We start from the raw sequence: 22,106 nt of genomic DNA, 5'->3' as shown, positions 1-22,106 counted from the left end.
ACAGCCGGGCCGGCGATGGACCCGGCCTCTGCCGGTCAGCGCGCTGGACAGCGATCGGCGATGCGGGTCATGGTGCCGCGGGTGCGCGACCGGACCGGCACCTGCCCGTTCATGCGCGCGATCGCCTGCCGGGCCATTGCCTGCTCCTGCGGCGTCCTTGCCTTCGCGAGCGCTTCCTGGAGCATGGCGTCGGCACGGGCCTGGCCGCCCGTCATTGCCGCTTCCATCTGCGGCAGCTTCGCCAGCGTCTCGGCGGCCTCGGCGCGGTCGCGCGCGGTTTCGCCGTGACGCGCGGCCATCTCGAGCAGGGTGCGCGTGCCGCCGAGGTCGGGTCGGGTGCCGCTCGACATGTCCAGTTCCTCGATCGTCTCCCAGGTCCTGTCGTCGAGGCGGCGGATCGTCAACGTCATCTTCCCGGCCGGGCAGGCCGCCACCTGCACGAAACCGGTGGCGCCGTGGGTGCGCGACAGGGTCTTGCAGACGCCTTTGGCGCCCGGCGGCGGCACGGCCGGCGCTCCGCTCCTGATGCACTGGGTGACCGGGCCGCTGCCCTTGCTCACCCTGCCGCCGTCGCTTTGTCCGGCGATGGTCGCGCGGCTGGCCTGGTCGCCGCTGCGGCCGTCGGTGCGGTACTCGAGCGTCGCCTCGTGCGGACCGACCTGTTCCCGCACCCGGGTATCGGTGTCGACCCGGTACAGGCCGGGCGGCGGCAGGTGCCCGGGCGCCGCGCCGGCGGCGGCCACATGGACGAACAAGGCAGCCGCGATCGGCAGGCAGGCCGGGGGGCGGGATCGGAATCGGGATCGGAATCGGAATCGGAATCGGAATCGGAATCGAAGCACTTTCAGGCCTTTCCTCTGCGCTTGTCAATGACAGAGATATATGAATAAAAGCATGCCTTGTCAATCGTGCTTGCGTCATCCGATCCGCATGAAGCCTTGCGTGTCTTTCCTTGCCGCCCCCCCTTTGTGTTACGCCACGGCGCGCGCCGTGACCGGATAGCCGGCCTCGTCGATCGCGGCCGCGATCCGCTCGAGGTCGGCGCCGCTGTCGATGCGCACCTTCTTGGTCGGCAGGTCGATCTCGACCTTCGCCGCGGCGTCGACGCCCTGCACCGACTTGGTTACGCGGCCGACGCAGTGGCCGCAGCTCATGCCTTCGACGGTCAATTCATACATGGTGTTTTCTCCTTTGGATGGGGGCACGGTCGCCCCGTGGGTTGAAGTATCGGTTGCCGATTCGGTTGCAGATTCGGTTGCAGTATCGGTCGAAGCTTGCGCCGCTGCGCCAGCCTCCGGCCGCCAGCGCCGCAGCAGCAGCGCATTGCTCACCACGCTGACCGAGCTGAGCGCCATCGCGGCGCCAGCCAGCATCGGATTGAGCAGGCCGAAGGCGGCCAGCGGAATGCCGACCACGTTATAGATAAAGGCCCAGCCGAGGTTCTGGCGGATCTTGCGGTAGGTGCGGTGCGAGACGTCGATCGCGTCCGCCACCAGGCCCGGCTCGCCGCGCATCAGCGTGATGCCGGCCGTGTGCATGGCGACGTCGGTGCCGCCCGCCATCGCGATGCCGACGCTGGCGGCGGCCAGGGCCGGGGCGTCGTTGATGCCGTCGCCGACCATCGCCACGACACGCCCGGCCTGGGCCTCGCGCCGCACGTGCTCGGCCTTCTCGCCCGGCAGCACCTGGGCGGCGTAGCGTTCGATGCCGAGCGCCGCCGCGACCGCTTGCGCCGCCCCGGCATTATCGCCGGTCAGCATGGCAGGCGTCACGCCCATCGCCCGCAGGCGCGCCACCGCGGCGGCCGCGCCGGGACGCACGCGGTCGCCAAAGGCGAGCAGGCCCAGCACCTCGACCCGGCCCGCGGCGCCGCGCGCCAGCCACGAGACAGTCCGGCCGTCGCGCTCGTGGCGCGCGGCGGCGTCGCGCAGTGCGCCCAGGCCGGCGCCGAGTTCTTCCATCAGGCGCGCATTGCCGAGGTACACCGTGGCGCCGTCGACCTCGGCCTGGACGCCACGGCCCGGCAGCGCGCGGGCATCGGCGGCGGCGCGCAGCGCGACCTGGCGCTCGCGCGCATGGTCGCGCACGGCGCGCGCCAGCGGGTGTTCGCTGGCCTGCTGCACGGCCGCCGCCAGCGCCAGCACCAGGATGGGGTCCGCGCCCTCGACCGCGGCGACGGTGGGCCGCCCCTCGGTCAGCGTGCCGGTCTTGTCGAACATCACGGTATCGAGCGCGTGCGCGGTCTCGAGCGCTTCGGCGTCGCGGATCAGGATGCCCTGGCGCGCCGCCACGCCGGTGCCGACCATGATCGCGGTCGGCGTCGCCAGCCCCAGGGCGCAGGGGCAGGCGATGACCTGCACCGCCACCGCGTTCAGGAGCGCGGCCTGCCAGTCGCCGGTGGCCAGCACCCAGCCGACGAAGGTGAGCAAGGAAATCAGCAGCACCACCGGCACGAACACGGCGCTGACGCGGTCGACCAGGCGCTGGATCGGCGCCTTGACCGCCTGCGCGTCCTCGACCTGGCGGATGATCTGCGACAGCAGCGTGGCCGCGCCGACCGCGGTCACGCGCACCAGCAGCAGGCCGTCGGCGTTCACGGCGCCGCCGGTGACGCGGTCGCCCGGCTCCTTGGCCACCGGCAGGCTCTCGCCGGTCAGCAGCGATTCGTCCTGGTGGCTGCGGCCCTCTTCCACCCTGCCGTCGGCGGCAACGCGTGCGCCGGGACGCACCACCAGCAGGTCGCCGACCCGCACCTCGTCCACCGGCACCGCCACGTCGCCGCCCGCGCGCCGCACCAGCGCCTCGGTCGGACGCAGCGATTCGAGCGCGCCGATCGCCTCCACGGTCTGGCGCTTGGCGCGCGCTTCCAGCCATTTGCCGAGCAAAACCAGGGTGATGACCACCGCCGACGATTCGAAATAGAGGTGAGCACTGCGGTGCTCGCCGCCATGTTCGCCGCCGGACAGCAGCAGCCAGACCGACAGGCCGTAGGCGGCGCTGGTACCGATCGCGACCAGCAAATCCATGTTGCCGGCGCCGGCGCGCAGCGCCTTCCAGCCGGCGCGGTAGAAGCGCGCGCCGAGCCAGAACTGCACCGGCGTGGCCAGCAGCCACTGCAGCCAGCCGGGCAGCGCCCAGTCGGCACCGATCGCGCCGCCCAGCATCGGCAGCATCAGGGGAATGCTCAAGAGCGCGGCCGCCGCCACCGGCCACCATCCGGGCAGGCCCGCCTTCGGCGCCGCGGCGCGCGGCTTGCCGGCCTGCGTCAGGACGGCGTCGTAACCGGCGCGGCGCACGGCCGCGACCAGTTCGTCGGGGGCCGCGCTGCCGCGCACGCTGGCCCGCTCGGTGGCCAGGTTGACGCTGGCATCCTGCACGCCGGGCACGGCGCGCAGCGCCTTCTCGACCCGGGCGACGCACGAGGCGCATGTCATGCCGGAAATATCGACGCTGGTGTCGCCGCTGCCGGCGTGTTGTTCGAGCCTGTCATCCATGCTTGTTCTCCTTCCGATACCCACAGCATATGCCTTCCCATCGTGGGAAGGTCAAGTGTGCGCGTTCCGGGGCCAGGACCAAAGCGCGGCGCCGCCGTCGAACCGGAACTCGTCGGTGTTACATCGGAGGATGGATGACGATCGCGCCACGCGGCCTGCTTCCGTTGCTGCTGCGCCTGCTCGTCGCGGCCTGCGGCAACGCCGACGACGAACCGCGCAGCGAGGCCGAAGCCGATGGCCGCGACCTGTTCGCGCGCCTGGCTCGAGCGCAGCGGCGCCTGGCGGCAGAGAGAGGCAGCTGGCGGTCCCGGTTTTCGGCCTGTATGCGGACAAGCGGACTACGCGAACCGGCTTATCCCGGTCTCCGCCGCCGCGCGGGCAGCGGCGGCAGCGGGGCGATGGGGCTGATCAGGTAGCGCATGTCGGCGCGGTCGGCGACGGCCGCGGCGGTCACCAGGAAGCTGTCGCGGCCAAGCCGCGAGCCCGGCGCGAGGCCGCCCATGAGCCGGGTCGGCCCGATCTCGCTCGCCCGTAGCAGCAATTGCACTTCGAAATCGACGCCCGGCACGCCGAACCGGACCAGGATGCGGCGCAGGGCCGCCGCCATGTCGCCGCTGGGCAGGAAGCGTTCGAACGCCGCCCGGTCCAGCGGACCGATGCGCAGCCGGACACGCAGGTCCGGCCGCCAGCTGCGTGCCCCGAGCAGGGTATTTTCGCCGAGGCGGGCGCCGGCGCCGAGCGCCGACTGTTCGTGCGGCGCCATCCTGCTCCAGTGGCCGACCGCCTCTTCCAGCGTCACCGGCAGGCCGAAATAGCCCGCCAGCAGCCGCTGCAGCGAGGCCGCCGAGCGCGGCCGTTGCTGCAGCATGCCGGCAAAATAGGCGACCAGTGCTTGCGACACGCCGGGGCCGCGCTCATGTTCCTGCCCGCCCGCGCTGCCGGCCAGGGCCAGGAGGCGCGCGCGGAAATCCATGCCACAGCCTGCGACCGCGTACTCGACCCGGTACTTGCGCCAGGCCGCGTAGTACAGCGCCAGCATGCGGCTTGAAAACATGTCGAGGAAGGCGCGCGGCGCTTCGTCCTGGCAGTCATACTGCCACTGCGCGATCCGTTCGGTGTAGTGGGCTGGCAGCGTACCGTGGTTTCCGAGCAGCCCCATGAAGGTCGTGGTCATGCGGAACCGTGGGCCGGCCGGATCGTCCCGCTCTTCCTGGCCTCCCTCCTCGTCCTTCAAATCTCCCGGCGCGCCGGCCGCCATGCCGGGAACGGCGGGCACAGCGTGCAGCGCCTCGATCTCGCCAGGGGGAAAACCCAGGTGCAGGCTGTTCTCGAAGCGCAGGCAGTCGCGCAATGCGCGCTCCGGCGCCACGCCCTGCTCTTCCAGCCAGCGCAGCAGGATGGTGACGGCCTGGGCGAATTCGAAGCTGTGCGGCGCCGCGAGCAGGCGCTCGATCACGCTGGTGCGCTGGCGGCGCTGCGAGGGGCGCATGTGTAAATCTCCAGGCCGGTGCGGCTCGATACGATCTCGAGCCGGGTAAAGCAGTTGAGCTGGCTGTTCAGGGCGAAGTAGCGGTCCATGACCTGGGCAAACACGTACAGGCTGGCGCCGGCGAACGCCTCTTCGTCGACCGTCATGCGAATCCCGACGCCCGGCATCAGGGTCGACACCGGACGCGTCCTGATCCAGGCGCGCATGCCGCCGTGTTCGAGGCCGACGATGCCGGCGATCTGGCGCCGTGCGCCGCTCGAGCGCGGCAGGTCGTACAGGGTCAGCATTTTCTGCAGGTCGGCCAGGCCGGCATCGGTCAATCCCGCATGGTTGAGCGCGAGATGGGAGATCAGGCGCCAGTGCGCGCCCCTGGCGTCGAAGCGGTAGCTGGGCGTGGGTTTGCGCAGCAGGCGCCAGGACGCGCTGCTGGCGCCCATGTCGGCGACCAGGTCGCCTTCCGGGTTGCCGGTCCTGAGCCGCGCCGGCAGGTCGCGGTTGGTGCAGGTCAGCTCGGTCGATACCGTGGCGCCCGCGACCTCGCTGGGCCGGAAATCAGCGTCGACCAGGGCCAGGCGGACCTCGTGGCCGGGACTGGCCGCGGCCAGCATTTCGTCGCGCCGGGCGACCCAGAAATTCCGGGCCGGCGCGGCGCCCGCCTCTTCATGCCGCACCGCGTACAGCGGGGCGAACTCGGTCACACCGGTCGCGCCGCGCGCGTCGCGCAGCACCCGCACCCGGTCGATGCTGTGGATCTCGTAGGACGCCGCGTGCGCCGCATCGGCTGCCAGCGGATAGTCGGCGCGGGTGTGCGACAGCTGGATCGGGTCGCCACCCTTGCGAAACAGGTTGACCACCGGCGTGCAGCCGAGCAGCAGGTTGCTGGCCGACAGCGGCGCCAGCAGGCGCGCCTCGAGCGAATCGGCGCCCGGCGCGCGCAGCGGCAGGTGCAGGGTGAAGCGCGCGCAGCCGGAGGGCAGCAGGCGCACCACCGGCGCCAGGTCGAGCTCGAGGAAGCCGAACTTCTCGGGATAGCTGAAGTACTCGGTCAACAGCCGGAAAGCCGGATGCGAACGCGGCGCATCGGGCAGGACGGCGTCGTCGTCGCCGAAGCCGGCCAGGCGCAGCGGCGAGGCCTCGAGCGCCTGCCAGGGCGCCGCTCCTGGCTGCGCTCCCGACTGCGCGCCTGTCGACGCCCCTGCCTGCACCCAGGCGCCCGCCCCGTGCAGGAACAGCGCGTCGAGCAGCGCCGCGCGCAGCGACGCCTCGCCATCGACGAAGATCCTGATCCTGCCCATGCCGCGCGCCCACAGCGCGGCGAAGGAGCCGCGGGTTTCGAACTCGATGGCGACGCCGGCGACCACGCCGCGCGCCGCGCGCGGCCCGCGTCCCGCGGCGAGCGGCGCCGAAAACGCCGCGCGCACGATCCGCAGCGGCGCCGCGACCACCGGATACACGGTGCGAAAGTGGCAGATGGTGCCCTGCACGGCGGCGCTGCGCAGGGCCGTCCCGCGCGGCAGCAGCGCGAATTCGCCGGCGCCGGCGCCAGGGCGGCCATCGAAGCCGTCCTGCGCCAGCTGGGCGATCGCATACGAGGGCAAGGGCCGCAGGTAGTGCGGATACAGGCTTTCCAGCAGGGCCTCGGTGAATTTCGGATAGTCGTCGTCGAGACGCTTGTGGATGCGTGCGCTCATCAGCGCCACCGACTGGATCAGGCGCGCCACGCCCGGATCGTCGATGCTGTCGCCGGCAATATGGAGCGCACCCGCCGGCTTCGGAAAACGGCTGCGGAACTCGCGCGCGAACTGACCGAACAACCCCAGCTCTTCCTCGAAATACCGCAGAAGCTCATCCATACGTTCTCCGCATATTTGCTGAAAACCAAGGGGTATGCTCCCATCGCGAAGTGTGGGGGACATTGATGGATGGCAAATGGCGGGCGTTGGTGTGGTTAGGAGGGCGAATGGGGCTTGCGGTGGTGGAGGTTTATGTGATTTGGTTGAAGTGAATCGCCACGCGGTGCCGTTCGGAAAGCACCACTTCATTGAATCAACACCGAAGCAACTGTCCTGCTAAATGTTCGATGCCCAGCAGCTCGCACTTCCAGGCCGAAAGCGACAGGTGGACGTTCTGCGCGGCCGCGCCCTAGATGCGGCCCGGCTAACGCTTTTCCATCAAGAAGACAAGTCCGATAGCATGCAGTGAAGAATAGTTGCGTCGAGAACATTCTTAGCGCGCCAACGAGGACGCACTCATCCCAAAGGAATTTTGTGCTGTCCAGTTCGCATCGGATATTCCACTTAGAAAACCATGGCGAAAGAAGATTCTGATGCTGATAGATTGACCGTATCAAACGAGGAAATACACAGGGCGCACGGCAACAGGATCAGCTTCTTGCTCGACAAGCCTGACCAGATGCGCATGCCTTTAGAACGAACCGGATGGTCAGGTAACGGCGATCAGCTCGACCTTTAACCCGGGTATCCCGTCCGGTGCATAGACCGCCAGTCCTCCCGCACTCAGCGCCTTTTCATATAGCGCGCTTTTCGCCGACAAGGAGAAATAATAGGTGTTGGGCCGAACCGGGATCGCCGGCGGAACCTGTGGCAGATGCGCCAACGGCACGCCCGGCAGGGCCGAACCGACGATGCTTTCGAGATCGTCGGGCGCGGCGACCTTGAGACGGATCGGGACCATCGCTACCAGCTCCAGCGCCGGGATATCGGCGGTAACGGCCAGGTAGAGCTGCGTCTGTTGCGTAATCTTTGCAGGGTCGAGCACCGCTTGCGAGTACGCGCGCCGGCTCCTGTCGGCGACCAATGGGATGAGGAAGTATTTGGCTCCGATCACCGTGTCGACCAGGTCGCGCAGCAATGCGTCCAGTTCGGCAAACACCTCGTCCAGGGCCTCGTGGCGGTAGGCCGGCAGGTCGGCCGTCTTGTAGCGATCGGAGAAGGTCATCAGCCCGCCGACCGCGGCAAGCATCTGCCGATACATGGCTTCCGGATGCAGCCCTGGAGACCTGGCGCAGTGCATGAGCTGCGCGTTCGCCGTGCTCACGATATTGAGCATCCACCACGACGAGATATCGCCGGTCCCGACTTCATAGACGTCGTTGCTCGCCTTGCGGTGCATGCGCTGGAGCGCTTCGATCTTCGCGGTCATGACACTGACCAGGCCTTCCAGCATGCGCCCAAGCATTGGCGTGGCGCCGACGGTGACGCTCGGTGGGATGAAGGATGGGACGATCTCGAATCCGCCATGCTCCGCGCGGCAGACCTGGACCACGGGCACGCTCGTGTGCGGCGCGCGCGTCTCGAAGTCGGCCAGCAGCCTGGCCTGCTTCTTGAGGAAAGGCACCTCGATCGCCAGTGCCTCGCTGAACAGGTCGGGCGTGCCGAGGTCGCAGCGTACGTAGCGCCCGTTCTCGTCGGCGTTGCCACCATGCGGCTTGACCAGGGCAAGCGCCGCGTGGAAGGTGAAGGTGTGGACCTCCGCAGGCAGGCGCGAGAGATCGACCGGTTCGGGCAACAGGTCGGTGCCTGGCGCCTCGTAGATCTCCCCGTCCGGGAAGATGATCGACAGCGAATCGGCGCCGAGCCGATTGTGACCAAGACCATCCAGGTTCCACTGAACCGAGCGCACGCCCCAGAAGTAAGGGTTGAGGGCGGACGCGATGCGCTGCAGCCGTGCCTCGTGGTAGAGATCCTGGCACTGGAAGTGCTGCGGCCCCAAGGTCAGGCCCTCCGACCACATGATCTTCGATATCGCGCTCATCCTTTCCTCCGCCGTAACGTTGTCCCTGCACAGATTTTTGGAAGCATGACTTTGTGCTTCGGTACGGTCGTTGATCTTGCTCATCCGTCCGCGCTGTTGAGACTCCACGAAGTCTCCGTTGCGCAAACACAATATTTCGCTGACTCAAGAAACGATAATGGCTGCCGTGGTCGCTTCCGGCCACGTCGAGGAGAACGCGATGCAAGGTTTTACGCCCGGCTTGTTCGACCGTCTGGACGAGGAGAGCGTGCATGCACCAGGCAACAAGCGCGACGTTCGCGCCCGCGCACTCGATGAAGCCATGCGCAGCGTGACCCGCGATCTGCAGGCACTCCTCAACACTCGCTCTGCCCTGTCGCCAGCGATCCTGGAATCCTATCCGGCGGTCTCGGGCTCCATCGTGAACTACGGGCTCATCGACTTCGCCGGCATGTGCATGAACAGCGATACCGACCAGCAGGAGATCTGCAAGGCCGTCCGGCTGGCGATCGAGCGCCATGAGCCGCGGCTGCACAAGGTCGCGGTGACGCTGCGTCCACGCAAAGGGGCCATCAACCGGATCGACTTCGTGATCACGGCGCGGCTCAAGAGTGCTCCGCTGACCGGGCCGATGTCTTTCAATGCCGTGTTCCGTCCCTCCCGTCAGCAGTATTCGATCGAAGGCACGAACTAGAAAGCGGAAAACGCCGAACCCATGGATGAACTGTTCACGAAATACGAGCGCGAGCTCGTGATCCTCAGGTCGCTGTGCCGGGAATATGCGCAGCGCTACCCCAAGGTTGCGGCAAAACTGCAGATGGGCGGCGATACCTGCGACGACCCGCATGTGGAACGCCTGATCCAGGGCGTGGCCTTGCTCAACGCCCGGGTCGCAAAGCGCCTGGACGATTCCTACCCACAGTTCACCGAAGCGCTGCTCAACCTGCTTTTCCCCCACTACCTGCGACCGTTTCCGTCGTGCGCGATCGTCCGTGTGCTCGGCGAGTGGGGCTCGGAGGAAGCCGAATCCGTCCCCGCAGTGCCGCGCGGAACCTTGCTCGAGTCCGCGCAAGTGGCCGGCGTCCCCTGCACGTTCCAGACCGTCTACGACCTCAAGCCTTCCAAGGTAGTCCTGGCCGACGCCAGTTTCGATTCGCTCATCTGCGCCCCGGGCGCAACGCGTCTGCCGGAGGACGTGACCTCTTCGCTGAGCTTGCGACTCGAATCGGCACAACCAAACGAGCCGCTCGGCGACGCCACGAGCGTGCGCCTGTACCTGGACGGCGACGCATCGTTCTGCGCCGCGCTACGCGACGTCATGTTCATGCACACCCGGGCCGCGTACCTGCAAATCGACGAGAACGGGCCTTGGGAAAAATTGCCGGTGGTCCCGGTGAAGCCGGTCGGCTTTGCGGACGAAGAGGCGCTCATCCCGTTCGACGCCCGATCCCATGTCGCCTACCGCATCCTTGCCGAGTATTTCGCCTTCCCGGAAAAATTCAACTTCTTCGTCATTGACCTGCCAGCGCTGCGTGCGCGCCTGCCTGCAGGCTGCACGCGCTGCACGCTCCACCTGGCAATCGCCGCAATCCGACCCGACGGAGACAAGGCGCGGATGCTGTCCGGCCTGTCGAAGCAGCAGCTCCTGCAAGGCTGCACGCCGGTCGTCAATCTGTTCAGGCAACCGGGCGTGCCGGTCACCTACGACCAGCTCTCCGCCGACTACACCCTGCTTGCGCACGGCAGTTTCCCGCAAGCGTACGAGGTCTATTCGGTCGACAAGGTGCACATGGTGCGCCAGCGCGGCAGCGACGCCGCCGTTACCGAGTTCCGGCCCTTCTATTCCCTGCGCCACGCACAGGACTTGGGGCCGGAAGGCGGGCGTTACTGGCTGATGCGCCACGACGAGACGCTCGCCGTCTGCAGCCCCGGGCACGAGAAATCGATCACGCTCGTCAACGCCGATTGCGACCCGTTCGCGATCGAGAGGAACTTCCTGTCGATCGAGCTGACCTGCACGAACCGCGACCTGCCCTGCTCGCTCAAGATCGGTGCGCCCGACGGCGACTTGTTCTTTCCCGGCGCAGCGGGCAAGCACCTGATTCGCCTGTTGCGCAGGCCGACCCGCCCGGCCCGGCTCACGAACGGCCCCGGCATGCATTGGCGCCTGATTTCGCACCTGGCGCTCAACCATCACTCGCTGGCGCTGGAGGGAGCGGAAGGGCTGCGCGAGATGCTGACACTGTACGACCTCGCGCCCTCCCCTGTCTCGCGTCGCCAGATCGGCGGCATCACTGCCCTCGAGCAGTGCGAGACCACGGCATGGATCAAGCACAAGCGCGGCTCGTCCCTGGTGCACGGCACCGAGATCCGCCTCACGCTCGACGAGGAGGCCTACGCCGGCGCCGGCCTGCACCTATTCGCACAGGTCCTCGACCAGTTCTTCGCGCTGTACGTCCACATGAACAGCTTTGTCGAACTCGTCATCCTGTCCCATCAAAGTGGAAAGGAACTGTTCCGATGCAGGCCACGAAGCGGAAGCATGAATCTGGTGTGATCGAGCAACTGCTGGACGAACCGCAGCGGTTCGCGTTCACGCAGTTGATCAACCTCCTGTTGCGCGCGCTGCGGCGCCAGGGAGTCGGTTACGAGCGCGCATTCCGGGAACTCCTCATGTTCCGCAACAGCCTGTCCCTGTCGTTCCCGGCCAGCGAGGTCCAGGCGCTTGAGGTCGAACCGAAAGCGCAGGATCTCCCAAGTGCGCTGCGCGCTGGCCAGCTCAAGCGCATCCATATCACCCCGGCCTTCATCGGCCTGCTGGGAGCCAGCGGCACGCTGCCCTTGCACGACACCGAGCGCGTCGCCGGGCGCAAGGCGCTCGACGCGGACACCAGCCAACGCGACCTGCTCGACGTCCTATCGAACCGATTGATCGGGCTGTTCTACGAGGCATGGGGCAAGTACCGGGTCGAGCACAGCCTGGAGATCAGCGGCCAGGACCTCCTGCTGCCGATGCTGACCGCCCTGGCCGGCGTGAAATCACGCGCCTCTCGCGGGCAGCCATCCGGCCAGGTGAAACAGGAAACTGCCGCCTACTTTTCCGGGCTGCTCCGCACGCGGCCCGTATCGGCAAGCACCGTCGAACGCGTCTTGACGGCCTACTTCGGGGTGCCGGTCAGGCTGGAACAGTTCGTCGGCTGCTGGGATCCAATTCCCGAGAACCGGCGCAGCACGCTCGGCATCACCATGCCGGTGCTGGGTGCCGGCGCGGCGCTCGGCGTGCGCCTGTGGCGCCACGACCTGTGCGCGCGGCTGCACATCGGCCCCTTGGACGAAGCGCAGGCCCAGGCCTTCCTCCCCGGCGGGGATGCGCTCGCGGCGCTGGAAGAAATGGCCGACCTGTTCGCCGTGCCGACGCTGCGCTACGAAGTGCGCCTCCTGCTGGCGCCTCCCTGTATCAAGCGATGCACCTTAAGCACGCGCACGCCGCCGCCAAAGCTCGGCTGGGGCACCTTCCTGACCGGAACACCCGGCGTCGCCAATCACCCTGAAATACGCTCGGCGCTTCGCCTGTCTACTCGCATGACCGCGAAGCCCGCTGGCGCAGCTATGCCGCGGTAGCCGCAGGCTCGCCTACCTGGTAAGACCTGGGCGCGGGCATCTCGCCCTGCAGCTGGTCCGCATGCACCAGCAGTGGCGCAACAAAGATGAGTTTGCGCTGCTGCTTGCCCGCCCCGCAAGGCTGCATCCGAAAATGGCCGCGGCGCCAGTGTGGCGCAATGACGCCGCCCGCCGCGCCGGCCTCGGCGTTCGGCGGCAGGGACTCGGGGCCGACGATAATGCCGTTGTACAGGGAAGCGGATCTCTGCAGGAGTTTGGCGCGCTTGCGCTCCCCCAGGCCGGCAGCACGGCGAACGGCCTCGTCATATTCGCGGTGCTCCGTCATGCGCGCCTGTTTCAGGGCCATGTACAGGAACACCCGCACCACGTAGCTAACCGCAGCGTGCATCGGCCCATGGAATTCGCCCCCGGGCTGCGCCGTGAAAGGGCCCAGGACTTCATCCAGCCAGTCGCCGACCGTGGTGCTTCCGCGGTCCGTTTCGCCGAGGAGCGAGACATGGCCACCGTAACTGTCCTGCCGCTTGCTGACGAAGACGAGTTCCAGCGTCCAGCCTTTCTCCGTTGGAAGGTGGGCCCCATCGTTCGGGGTCAGGAAGCAGAAAACCCCGTCGAAGTAGCGGTCGGGAGCCGTCGAAGCCGGCACCTTCAGGTAGCGCATGGCCACATCTCCGAAGTGCAGGTACTGCGCGCGATAAGGCGGCGCCACCATGCTCATCGGCAGGCTCAGGTCGACGTCCGAATTCGTCAGCAGCGTTTCCAGCGCTGGCGTGGCCTCGATCACTGTTCCCTGGCTCAGGTGGTACTTGAGGTTCGTACTGACCTCGATTGCGAGCCGTTGGCGATCCTCGGCGATCAGCTGCCCGGCTGCCGGAGACAGGGGATGCATGCTTCCCAGTTGGCGCAGGAGTTCCTGCCTGATCTGCCAGCAAAGCGTGCCGGGCTCCTGCCAGCGGCGCCAGACCTCGGTGTCCCCGAGCGCACGCTCCCAGGCATCGAGCGCACCCTGGTTGCGGAACTGCACCGGGTAAGGCCGGCCGAACAGCTTCGTCACAAAGCTGCAGTCCAGTGCCGGACCAACGTTGACCAATCCGTCTATCGGCGGCGGCCGCCGGCCTATCGTGCTTGCGCCGGCGGCGCTTCCGGCATGCGTTCGTCCATATTGTCTTGGATTGTTCGGCATGCCAGCCCTCCTTTCGGTCGCGTCAAAGAATACAACCAGGAAAACTGTAGACATAGCGCAGAGAAACGCATTGATCCTGATCAGTTTCCACAAAGCGACATCAAGGTAAGGTAGCCGCTGGACATTTTTCCACTTGCGCTACGGCCACGCCGAGCGGCTACCGGAGACTGCAGATTGATCGGCAGTCTGTCGGCAACCATTGGCCAAGTCACCGAATAGAGCATGCGTCGCATTCAAATGCGCTTCGGATGTTTCATGCAAGACGATTTCGGTGCCTATGTATCCAAATACAGCAGTTCAAGCGAGGATATCCGCCATGGGACCACAGCAGAAAATGAAGCCAGCAAGTGCATGGTTGGGCGCAACCATATTTTCACTGCTGACCGGTGCAGCATTCGGCTATGGCATTTTCTTGATGCTGTTTAGTAACAAGTGGCACGGATTGTTTTTCATTGCCATAGCTATCGTATTCGCCCGCTTGTGCTGGGTTGCTCTTCCAAAAGACCGCAAGTTACAACTGTGGATCACCGGCTTGACGATTTCTCTTGTATTAGCTTTCGTGCTGTATGTGATTTCCCAGCTGAAGCTGCGCTTTATGTAAGCCATTCACTTCTATGAATCGACTTGGCTCTATTAACTTGATGCCGACGATGTGGGGAAGGCGTAAAACAATATCCGTTATCGAAGGAATAACTTAAACAAATTTAAGGGCCAGAGAAATGATACAACGATCTCCTACAGATCATCCGAGAATGGAACGATAACTAACACGCATCGGAGTGAAGGTCACATGCAAATTAGGCGGGAAAGCGTACTGAATCTTTTCAAGGTTCATTTACTATTACGTCGGACAGGCATCGGAGGCAGTCAATGGGCAAAAGCGGTGTAATCGCGGCCGGTGCCGCGCTGTCGGCGTTCAGCGGCGAGGCCCAGCACAACCGCCTCATGCGGCTCGACTTCCCGTTCGAGGATGGTCCGCCCGCCATCCTGCTTCCGAACAGGTTGGCAGCGCACGAGGAAGTCTCGCGAGGTTTCCGCTTCGACGTCGAGGTGCTGTCGGACGACGCTCGCATCCCCCTGAAAATGCTGATGGGCCGGATGGCGACCGTCTCCCTGGTGCGCCAGGATGGTTCGCTGCGTTACTTCAACGGCTACATCACCGAGTTCCGCTTCCTGCGCACCGACGGTGGCTTCGCCTTCTACCAGATGGTGCTCGAGCCCTGGCTCGCGTTCACCCGGCTGCGCAAGGACAGCGTGTGCTTCCACGGCAAGAGCGTGCGCGAGATCACCGAGGAAACCCTGAAGCACTACCGCCAGGCCGAGTGGCACATGCATGTCTTCGAAGAGGATCCACGGGTAACCCTCGCCAACCAGTACAACGAAACCGACTACAACCATCTGCACCGCCGCTGGGAAGCGCTCGGCATGCATTACTGGTACGAGCACCGCTTCGACGGCCACAAGCTCATGCTTTCGGACAAGAGCCTGCTCGCGGAACCGGTCGACGCCACCCGCATGGATGACCCGGACGTGATTCCGTTCTGCGACGAGAACGGCTCGCGGGAAGACGACGGCATCCACGAGTGGACGGCGGTGCGGCGGCTCGGCTCGGGCAAGACGACGCTGGCAAGCTTCGACTACAAGAACCCGGGCGCCCAGCGCGCCAGCTCCGACTCGAGCAACAGCCAGGGCGACGTCTTCCCCTACGAGGTCTACGAAGACGCTGGAATGTATGGCTTTCGCATGCGCAGCGATGGCGAGCAGCTGGCGTCGCAGCGCATGGTCGAGCAGGACAAGGACACGCAGTACTTCGAGGCGGCAGGCAATGACCGGTGCGTGCTGCCGGGCCGCACCTTCAAGCTCGGCGGCCACTTCAGCGCCGAGCCGCGCTCGCGCGAATACGACCCCGAACCGCGCCGCGGCATCGGCGATCGCGACTATCTCATCCTGGTCGTCCATCACGAGGCGGCCAACAACTACCAGGCCGGCCCGGGCGCGCCCTCGCATTACGAGAACCGCTTCACCTGCATCCGCAAGGACATCCGCTGGCGCCCGGGGCGCAACTACAACAGCGAGCCCGGCACCTACACGGGCCTGCACACCGCGACCGTGGTCGGCCCCGCCGGCGCCGAGATCCACACGGACGGCTACGGGCGGGTGAAAGTGCAGTTCCACTGGAACCGGCTGGACACCTACGACGAGAACAGCTCACCCTGGATCCGGGTGATGACCCCGGCCGCCGGCAACGAGTTCGGGCAGATCCGGCTGCCGCGCGTGGGCGAGGAAGTGGGCGTCGTCTACCCGAACGGGAATGTCGACCATCCGCTCATTCTTGGCGCGCTCTACAACGGGACGCATATGCCACCGTGGAAGCTGCCGGAGCAAGCCGCCCTAGCCGGCCTACGCAGCCGGGAACTCGCAGGCAGCGGCAAGCGCGGCAATCACCTGGTACTCGACGACACCGCGGGCAAACTCCAGGCGCAGATCAAGAGCGACCACCAGTGCAGCCAGCTATCGGTTGGGCATATCACTCGAATTGAGGACACATCAGGAAGGAAAGACGTTCGCGGCGAAGGGTGGGAATTAGCGACAAACGCTTGGGGCGTAGCGCGTGCCGGCCATGGCATGCTCATCACAACTGAAGCACGTCCAAATGCCGCCTCTCATATCAAAGATATGAGCGAAACGACTCAGCGTCTAGGAATGGCTGAACAGATCCAAGAGCAGCTGGTCGAGATGGCGCAGCACTGCGGCGCCCAGGAGGAGCCCCAGCAGGCCGATGCGGTCGCCGACATCAAGGCTCAAAACGAGGCCATCCGAGGTGCAGGCAAAGGAGAATTCCCGGAACTGGCCGAGCCTCACCTTGTCTTATCGAGCCCCGTCGGGCTAGAACTGAGCACCGCCAAGTCGACACATATCGCAAGCAGCCGTCATACAGCAATCACCAGTGGGAAGAGCCTCTCGATCGCCAGCGCCGACGGCCTGTTCGCCAGCATAGGCAAGACGTTCAGGCTATTCGTGCATAAAGCGGGAATGAAACTAATCGCCGCAAGCGGCAAGGTATCAATGCAAGCGCAAAGCGATGACGTGGAGATCATTGCTAACAAGGTGCTTGCGCTTCTCAGCGAATCCGAGTGGGTAAACATCAGGGGCAAAAAAGGAGTAAGACTTCACGGCGCCAATCACATGCTTGAGATTAGCGATAAAACTCAATTCTTCACGTCGTCGCCTGTTCTCTTTCACGGCAACCTTGAAACCCTGCCTCCAAAGAGTGTCTCACAGTCGCTGAACGAGAAAATCTCCGGTTATCACTTCGATCAGGAAGTTAATTTCCTTCAGGTTGACGGTAAGCCAGCACAGAACACTGACTACGAACTCGTACGGGATGATGGCGCAGTCAAGGAAGCCAAGACTGGAGCCAGTGGCAGTACCGAGGTACAAAAAGGGACAGGAATGGACAGCTATACGATTCGCTGGAAAGGTGAACTTCCATGAGCGATAAAAACAACCTCAACGAACGAGGCAATCACCATGCGCATTTCACTCAAGGCGTGGGTGGATGGGCGGAGTACACAGTCCACATGACTGAAGTCGGAGACACCGTCCGGCATGATGTCGTGGTGCCGCCGGGAAAAGTGATTCCCGTCATTTTTTTGCCAGGCGTGATGGGAAGCAATCTGCGCATGAGTAAGAAGCGCCAAAACCAGAAAGAATTAGATCGCACCGATAACCGCGCCTGGCGTCCCGACGACCTTATGACCTTTTCCGGTCAGAAGGACGTTTTATGGGGAAGCGGTATGGGCAACTGGTTCAAGAACGCAACGCCAGCGCAACGCCAACTCGTTTTTGATCCAAACGAAACAGAAGTGGAATATTATCATTATACAGAAAACAGTAGCCGCTTCGACCCAGATGGAAAAGAAACGCTCGTTGCGGACGCCCGACATCAGAATGTACCAGATTCTCTCGCCCCGATTCCACCGCTGATCGGAAGCCTGCCATCCTTCAATAATAAGCGCGCAAAAAGTCCGACAGCAAGTCCCGCACAAGTCGCCCGCTGGAGAGGCTGGAGTGAAGTACTGTTTGCCGGCTCATATGGAGAAATGCTACAAACAGCTGAGTATTTTCTTAACAATATGCTTTTACCTAAACAGCTTAACCCATGCTGGCAACAGAACCCTACGAATCCGATTTCTGGAAAACCTATGGATAGATTAGGTTGGAAGTACGGGCATATTTCTGGACTACTCTTAGGCGACCCGAAAGACCTTGGTGCCAATGCAGGTGTCGCCATCAACGAAAGCGATATTAGAACAATATCGAAATGTTGGTATCCGGTTCATGCTATGGGTTACAATTTTTTGCAGAGCAATGGCAAGTCTGCCACTGTGATCGCCAAACGAATTCGCGGCTTAGTGAAAGGTTATCAAGAGCGTGGATTCAAATGTGATGAAGTGATAATCGTGACGCACAGTATGGGCGGCCTTGTCGCTCGTGCTGTACTTCATCCTGACTACGGCAATATGCTCAACGACAAAACTATAAAGGTGCTTGGCATATATCACAATGTGATGCCCACGGTGGGCGCCGGTAGCGCATACAAAAGGATGCGCTTTGGTTTTCAGGATAAAGCCGGGAAATTGGCACAAATCGGAGCCAAAGTTATAGCCATCAACGGCGAACACGCAACCGCAATCCTCGCCAATACGCCTGCGCCCTTAGAAATGCTGCCTGGTGCTGTGTATGGAAAAGACTGGTTGAAGGTAATAGACGCATCGGGAAAAGCACTTCGGAGCTGGCCGCGCAATGATGAAACCTCGCTTGACAGTATTTATCTACAATCCGACGATGCGTGGTGGCGCCTAGTCAATCCAAAATGGGTTAACCCTGCCAATATTCAGAAAGCGCTTGGTGGTGGGTTGGAGAACGTACGCATTCGTCTGAAGAAGGCGGCCAAATTTCTCCAGTCTATCGAAACCACCTTTCATCCTACCAATTGCTATGCGAGTTTTGGCGCCTCGCACGAGCGCGTAACATATGGCGAAGTTGTCTTCAAGACGCAAGATTTCTTATGGCAGCCCGGCAAAAACCGCAAGCCACTACCGCCTCCCGAAACCTGGAAGCTATTAGCTGACGATGCCAAAGGGAAACTTACCGTTCAGGCAGGAGATCAAAAATTATTTCTGCTTTTGCAACCCCCTAACGCAGCTGGTGATGAAACCGTTCCTTCGGAGCGTTCTGCCCAGTTAATCAACGGTACTCTCTTCGTGCATGGCGAAACAAAAGGCGAAAGCTACGAGCATCAGGCGAGCTATTCGGACCCGAAAGTGTTGGCATCCATGTTGTATTCGATCGTACAGATTGCCAAGACGGCGAAGTGGGAGTGAAGTATGACTATGTCATCGAGACACTCAAACCGTTGGGTCACTCTATTTTTTTTAGTTCTGTTACAAGCCTGTTCGCCCAGCTATTCCTATGAGGAGAAAGCCGTGCCTGAAACCGTAGAACTCAGCTCCCGTTTAAGCAAGCTGTTTTTAAAAACTAAGCTGGTATGCTTTGGCCGCTATGCATTGGAAGTGCCTCAGGAAGCGGAACTCGTATGGGGAAGTGCTTCTTTCCCTTCAGAGGTAGAGGTATTCCCTGGCGGGTTGAGTGCAGCCAAACTCAGGATCGCGGATGATATAGCAAAGTTAAAAGACGACGACAAAACTCTAGAGATCAGATACAACCAGGCAGGCCCTGTCGAAAATAGTTGGCAAATTCGGTATTACCCCAGTGAAATTGCAAAATCTGAAGGCCTCTACTTATTTAACACATATATTAACAAAGGAGATCTTACGTTTCTTCTTGTTGGCGCCATTGAAGACAATGAAACCGAAGACGTAGCGGCAACTAGGGAGGCGATGCGAGCTAAGAGTCTACGTCTTCGCACACCAGATGAGATTCCGGCTGATCCGGGCTACTGCATCGAACATGGTTTCATGGCTGGCTCCTTTTATAAAGAACAAGAAATGGTCAATGTAGGAATAGTCCTCCCAAGTTTGCCAGATGTAAGTTTTTCTCTGAGCTCGAATAAGAACGCATATGGTGATTATTCGCCTGAAGAGTTCGAGAAAGATCAAAGACCAAAGCTTTCCCTGCTCGCGCGCATCCAGGAGGCCAAAGATGATCAAGGTATCCACTATCCTAGCCGTACAGTCCTGCGTGAAGGAAAGCGCGACGTGCAGCATTGGCATGGCGAGGAGTCGTTGATCAGGCGAAAAGATGGTGCCCATGATTTCGAATGGGCCTTAGTCGGAACGCCAAGAGACGTTGCTAACCCCTCCGAGTTTAGCGCTCAAATGTACACCAAGGTTTTACATAACACTGTTGGTGCTGCTAAATCGACATCACTCAGCGACGACGAAGCTGTCGCACTGTGGGACAAACTGCTTTCTGGACTGAAATTCCGAGTCAAGGTACCGAAAGCGCCGGAAGGTTCATATTTTCTACCTCCAAGCAAGAGCGATACGACCAACGTCGACAAAGGGCAGGACAAGCGATGAAACATCAGGGCCGCGGAGTGATTCGCCTGAACGATAAAACCGACCACGGCGGACAGGTCATCAGCGCAACGTCGGGCACAACCGTAATGGGCAAGGTCGCGGCACTGCAAGACGACATGACCTTCTGCCCGAAATGCAAAGGCAACTTTGCGATCAAGCCGGATGGCTCTGGTGCACGGCATCAGGGCAAGCCGTACGCGTACGACGGTGACTCAACAGCATGCGGCGCGCGGTTGATCACGTCGCTGGAGTGGTGAGACAACAAGGCGCTGGATCTGCGCCTTCGTTGCCAGGGCCTTCACAAACAGCCCCTCTTCCGCTCAGCCGGACACTAGCTCTTTACCTTGTCCAGCCGACATCACGCGTGCTTTTCCACATACGCGTCAGTAGCCTTCACCAAATCCTTGATAAAGCGTATGGCCTTTTCCAGGTCCTCGCGCTTGACAAGGTGTGGCGGCGCCGTAACGCTCAGCATAAGCGGCGGAGTACAGATGAGCGGTCCTGGCCGCATTATGGCAGCGCCTGCTCCAGCCGATGCGGTAGCCGTCACATGCCTGCCACATCGCTATCTCACCCCTGTCGTCCATGCGTCAACGAGGCCGCAGCCAACGCATCGATATGGTCGACCCAGCGCTGCACCACGGTCCGTCGCTCCTCGAGGTATTTGGCGCGGCCGTACGCGCTTTCCAGCTTGTCCTTCTGGGCATGCACGGGCTGGCGGTCGACCACCTCGTGCCGGTAGCCCAGCCTTTCCTTCAGGGTACTCATCGCCAACGAACGGAAACCGTAACCGGTCATGTCGCCCTTGTAGCCCATCCGTTCCAGCGCCTAGAACAGCGTACTGTTGTTCATCAGACGCCCAAGGCGTCTCGATCAGCTCGGAGGTCCGGGCAAACGCCAGCAGCATCTGCCGCATCGCCACCCGCACCGGCAGTCCCATGCAGGCTTCGTTGACATACAGCGCACGCAGCAGGGCCGGCAGCCCGTCTGGCCCGATCGCGGCGAAGTGGCCCTTCTCTCTGGGCGCCAGCATCTCGCGCAGGTGCTCGGCTGGATTAAGGTCGGCGTGGCCGCACCGTATCGCATACCTGAATACTCGCGAGCAGTTCGCGGCCAGGCGGCTCGCGATCTCGAGCGCACCGCGACGCTCGACCGCCCGGATCGCGTCGAGGACGTCACGCGCCTGTACTCCGGTGACGGGCAGCTTTCCGATCGACGGGAAAATGCCCAACTCGAAGCGAACAGCATCAGGCAACAAAAAACCCGCTGTCTCGATGAGAACAGCGGGTTCTTTGATGTCCCTGAACATCCAGGGACGGTGTTCTGGCGGAGGCGGTGGGATTCGAACCCACGATACAGGTTTAAGCCCGTATGCTTCCTTAGCAGGGAAGTGCCTTCGGCCACTCGGCCACGCCTCCAGTCAGCTCTTAACAGTGTTGCTCGTTGTCGCTGAGTGCACGCATATTAATGGCCACACCTCATTTGGTCAAGGAAGCGCGGCCAATTTTTTTGAAAAAAGTTAAGCTTGCTCCAGATCAAAAGCTTTATGGAGGGCACGAACGGCCAGCTCCATGTATTTCTCGTCGATCAGGACGGAAATCTTGATCTCGGAGGTCGAGATCATCATGATGTTGATGCCTTCATCCGCCAGCGTGCGGAACATTTGCGAGGCGACGCCGACATGGCTGCGCATGCCCACGCCCACCGCCGACACCTTCGACACCTTGGCGTCGCCCAGGATGCGGGTGTAGCCGAGCGCTTCGCGTTCGCCTTCCAGCACGGCCAGCGCGCGCTGGTAGTCGTTGCGCGAGACGGTGAAGGTGAAGTCGGTCTTGCCGTCCACCGACTGGTTCTGGATGATCATGTCCACTTCGATGTTGGCGTCCGAGATCGGGCCCAGGATGTGGAAAGCGACTCCGGGTTTGTCCTGCACGCCCAGGACGGTGATCTTGGCTTCATCACGGTGGAATGCGATACCGGAGATGACGGCTTGTTCCATGTTGCTTTCTTCCTCAAACGAAATC

Annotated in this window: 16 protein-coding genes, 1 tRNA gene and 1 pseudogene; 8 read left to right on the top strand and 10 right to left on the bottom strand. The window is 62.8% G+C overall.

From position 1 onward, the window contains the following. Window positions 1-35 precede the first annotated feature (35 nt). From RT688_RS19755 to tssK, 5 genes are all read right to left on the bottom strand, one after another. Entirely contained in the window at window positions 36-755 is a 720-nt protein-coding gene (locus RT688_RS19755; RefSeq protein WP_313706546.1) for a hypothetical protein, read from the bottom strand. A 216-nt stretch (window positions 756-971) separates the two neighbouring features. After that, window positions 972-3,494 carry a heavy metal translocating P-type ATPase gene (locus RT688_RS19750; protein ID WP_313706545.1) on the bottom strand — a complete coding sequence of 841 codons (2,523 nt, stop codon included), beginning with the start codon at window positions 3,492-3,494 and terminating at the stop codon, window positions 972-974. A 352-nt stretch (window positions 3,495-3,846) separates the two neighbouring features. Next, entirely contained in the window at window positions 3,847-4,983 is a 1,137-nt protein-coding gene (gene tssG, locus RT688_RS19745; protein WP_313706544.1) for a type VI secretion system baseplate subunit TssG, read from the bottom strand. Further along, window positions 4,947-6,836 (bottom strand): type VI secretion system baseplate subunit TssF, encoded by a 1,890-nt coding sequence (gene tssF, locus RT688_RS19740; RefSeq protein ID WP_313706543.1) that lies wholly within the window; start codon window positions 6,834-6,836, stop codon window positions 4,947-4,949. Before tssF (RT688_RS19740) ends, tssG (RT688_RS19745) begins: the two co-directional genes overlap by 37 nt. Window positions 6,837-7,425: 589 nt before the next feature. After that, a complete protein-coding gene (gene tssK, locus RT688_RS19735; RefSeq protein WP_313706542.1) occupies window positions 7,426-8,841 on the bottom strand; it encodes a type VI secretion system baseplate subunit TssK in 1,416 nt (471 codons plus the stop codon). A gap of 73 nt (window positions 8,842-8,914) precedes the next feature. On the opposite strand from tssK, the gene tssE reads away from it, so the two are divergent. Genes tssE through tssG (RT688_RS19720) form a run of 3 tightly spaced genes read left to right on the top strand, consistent with a single transcriptional unit; the run spans window position 8,915 to window position 12,357 of the window. Beyond that, on the top strand, window positions 8,915-9,430 hold the full coding sequence (tssE, locus tag RT688_RS19730) for a type VI secretion system baseplate subunit TssE (RefSeq protein WP_313706541.1): 516 nt from the start codon (window positions 8,915-8,917) through the stop codon (window positions 9,428-9,430). A gap of 21 nt (window positions 9,431-9,451) precedes the next feature. Continuing rightward, window positions 9,452-11,293 carry a type VI secretion system baseplate subunit TssF gene (tssF, locus tag RT688_RS19725; protein ID WP_313706540.1) on the top strand — a complete coding sequence of 614 codons (1,842 nt, stop codon included), beginning with the start codon at window positions 9,452-9,454 and terminating at the stop codon, window positions 11,291-11,293. After that, window positions 11,290-12,357 carry a type VI secretion system baseplate subunit TssG gene (gene tssG, locus RT688_RS19720; protein ID WP_313706539.1) on the top strand — a complete coding sequence of 356 codons (1,068 nt, stop codon included), beginning with the start codon at window positions 11,290-11,292 and terminating at the stop codon, window positions 12,355-12,357. Before tssF (RT688_RS19725) ends, tssG (RT688_RS19720) begins: the two co-directional genes overlap by 4 nt. On the opposite strand, the gene RT688_RS19715 is transcribed toward tssG (RT688_RS19720), so the two are convergent. Then, window positions 12,344-13,537, bottom strand: a complete 1,194-nt coding sequence (locus RT688_RS19715) for a hypothetical protein (RefSeq protein ID WP_313706538.1) — start codon at window positions 13,535-13,537, stop codon at window positions 12,344-12,346. The two genes, tssG (RT688_RS19720) and RT688_RS19715, sit on opposite strands and share 14 nt — an antisense overlap. A gap of 316 nt (window positions 13,538-13,853) precedes the next feature. Here RT688_RS19715 and RT688_RS19710 point away from each other — a divergent pair, with 316 nt between their 5' ends. From RT688_RS19710 to RT688_RS19690, 5 genes are all read left to right on the top strand, one after another. Next, entirely contained in the window at window positions 13,854-14,138 is a 285-nt protein-coding gene (locus RT688_RS19710; RefSeq protein ID WP_313706537.1) for a hypothetical protein, read from the top strand. 269 nt (window positions 14,139-14,407) lie between these two features. Continuing rightward, window positions 14,408-17,032 carry a type VI secretion system Vgr family protein gene (locus RT688_RS19705; protein ID WP_313706536.1) on the top strand — a complete coding sequence of 875 codons (2,625 nt, stop codon included), beginning with the start codon at window positions 14,408-14,410 and terminating at the stop codon, window positions 17,030-17,032. After that, the gene (locus RT688_RS19700; RefSeq protein ID WP_313706535.1) at window positions 17,029-18,924 is read left to right on the top strand and encodes a hypothetical protein; all 1,896 of its coding nucleotides are present in this window, start codon (window positions 17,029-17,031) and stop codon (window positions 18,922-18,924) included. Before RT688_RS19705 ends, RT688_RS19700 begins: the two co-directional genes overlap by 4 nt. 102 nt (window positions 18,925-19,026) lie before the next feature. Further along, window positions 19,027-20,082, top strand: coding sequence for a T6SS immunity protein Tli4 family protein (locus tag RT688_RS19695; RefSeq protein WP_313706534.1), 1,056 nt, complete (start codon window positions 19,027-19,029; stop codon window positions 20,080-20,082). Then, complete coding sequence (locus tag RT688_RS19690) at window positions 20,079-20,339, top strand: PAAR domain-containing protein (RefSeq protein ID WP_313706533.1); 261 nt, start codon at window positions 20,079-20,081, stop codon at window positions 20,337-20,339. The genes RT688_RS19695 and RT688_RS19690 overlap by 4 nt, the downstream gene beginning before the upstream one ends. Before the next feature lie 313 nt (window positions 20,340-20,652). Here the strand turns inward: RT688_RS19690 and RT688_RS19685 are convergent, their stop codons facing one another. From RT688_RS19685 to RT688_RS19675, 4 genes and pseudogenes are all read right to left on the bottom strand, one after another. Further along, window positions 20,653-20,898, bottom strand: coding sequence for a hypothetical protein (locus tag RT688_RS19685; protein ID WP_313706532.1), 246 nt, complete (start codon window positions 20,896-20,898; stop codon window positions 20,653-20,655). A 229-nt stretch (window positions 20,899-21,127) separates the two neighbouring features. After that, window positions 21,128-21,391 (bottom strand): annotated as a pseudogene (locus RT688_RS23895) (phage integrase central domain-containing protein); the annotation flags it as partial. Window positions 21,392-21,406: 15 nt separating this feature from the next. Beyond that, window positions 21,407-21,500 (bottom strand) — tRNA-Ser (locus RT688_RS19680). Window positions 21,501-21,601: 101 nt separating this feature from the next. Next, the coding region (locus RT688_RS19675; RefSeq protein ID WP_313706531.1) for an ACT domain-containing protein at window positions 21,602-22,106 on the bottom strand (505 nt) is incomplete at its 5' end.

Source organism: Massilia sp. (genome assembly GCF_032106685.1).
Classification (GTDB): Bacteria; Pseudomonadota; Gammaproteobacteria; order Burkholderiales; family Burkholderiaceae_D; genus Telluria.
The sequence above is the reverse complement of the archived record's forward strand: the minus strand, read 5'-3'. Positions and strand labels throughout refer to the sequence as shown.